At 68.1% G+C, this 1,262-nt stretch carries 2 protein-coding genes; both read right to left on the bottom strand.

Features of this window, described 5'->3' with window-relative positions:
- Positions 1–130: 130 nt before the first annotated feature.
- Positions 131–571 carry an SRPBCC family protein gene (locus ACIRS4_RS37475; RefSeq protein WP_404204632.1) on the bottom strand — a complete coding sequence of 147 codons (441 nt, stop codon included), beginning with the start codon at positions 569–571 and terminating at the stop codon, positions 131–133.
- An 89-nt stretch (positions 572–660) separates the two neighbouring features.
- Positions 661–1,262: MHYT domain-containing protein (locus ACIRS4_RS37470; RefSeq protein ID WP_404204630.1), on the bottom strand; the 602-nt coding region annotated here is incomplete at its 5' end.

Genomic DNA, 1,262 nt, shown 5'->3' with positions numbered 1-1,262 from the left:
GGGTTCACCGTGGACGGGCTGCTGGAATTCCAGCGCGAGCACCCCGAACGAGCCGACGTCCTCGTCGCCTGGGACCACCCGGACCGCCCGGCCGTCCAGGCCGGTTGAGCCGGGGCCTGACCGAAGAGCCTTACGCCGCCCCGGTTTCGAGCAGCGTCTTGGCGCGATCCAGGCCCGAGACGTCCGCGGTCATCGTCCTCTGGACCGGTCCGCTCATGAGCAGCTTCTTCCAACCGGACAACTGCGCCGACAGTGAGAACGTCACTTCGGTGGCCGCCTCTCCGACCGGCACGAATGTGTAGGTGACAGTGGGCCGCAGCGGTCCGGCGATGCCGTGCAGCACCACCGTCCGGTTCGGCAGGAACTCGGTGATCTCGACATCGGCGGAGATACCGCGCCCGACCGGCCCGGAGATCGTCTGGCGATAGACGGTGCCCACGGCCGGCTCGCCTTCGGCGGTGATCTCCTTGACGCCACCGCGCCACCGCGCGCTGTTGGTGGCATCGGCGAAGAACGCGAAGACCTGGTCGATCGGGCGGGCAATGGTCACCGTGCGGATCGCGGCGGGCATGACGGTCCTTTCCCCAGGGTGTGCGGAGCGATGCGGGCGTTCATGAGATCAACATCTCGACCGTCGGGCCACGACCGTCGCGGTGTGTCTCACCACTGCCGATGCCGGGCGTCGAAGGTGTCGGTGGGGTACTCGTCGGCCATGGGCGGGCTCCCGGCGCGGCGCGCGGGCCAGAACCGGCTGGCGTACTGCCCGCGGATGCGGCTCAGGTCCGGCTCGTCGATCTCGGTGATCCCGACCTGGAACAGCAGGATCATGGTCGCCATGCTGACCGCGATGATCAACGGCGTCAGCAGCTGCGCGGGCTGCGCCCCCGACGGCGCGTGCATGTGCGCCGCCACGTGCGCGTGCATGGAGAACATCCCCGTGTAGTGCATGCCGCACACCGCGACACCCATGATGAGCGCAGCACTGACCGTGGAGACGATGCCGCTCACGTGCAGCGTGAACCAGAGCGCCGCGATGGAGGCGACCACCGCGATCACGATGGACAGCAACACCACCCACGGGTCGTATGCCACCATCGCATCGGTCTTCATCGCGTACATCCCCGAGTAGTGCATCGCCCCCACCCCGAGCCCCGTGATGGTGCCGCCGGTGATCAACGCGAACGCCTCCCCGTGCTGATGCACGACGATGTACAGCCCCAGCCACACCACCCCCAACGCGATGGCGGCACATCGCAGTGTGA

The organism is Streptomyces sp. NPDC101166, from assembly GCF_044768125.1.
GTDB lineage: Bacteria > Actinomycetota > Actinomycetes > Streptomycetales > Streptomycetaceae > Streptomyces.
The sequence above is the reverse complement of the archived record's forward strand: the minus strand, read 5'-3'. Positions and strand labels throughout refer to the sequence as shown.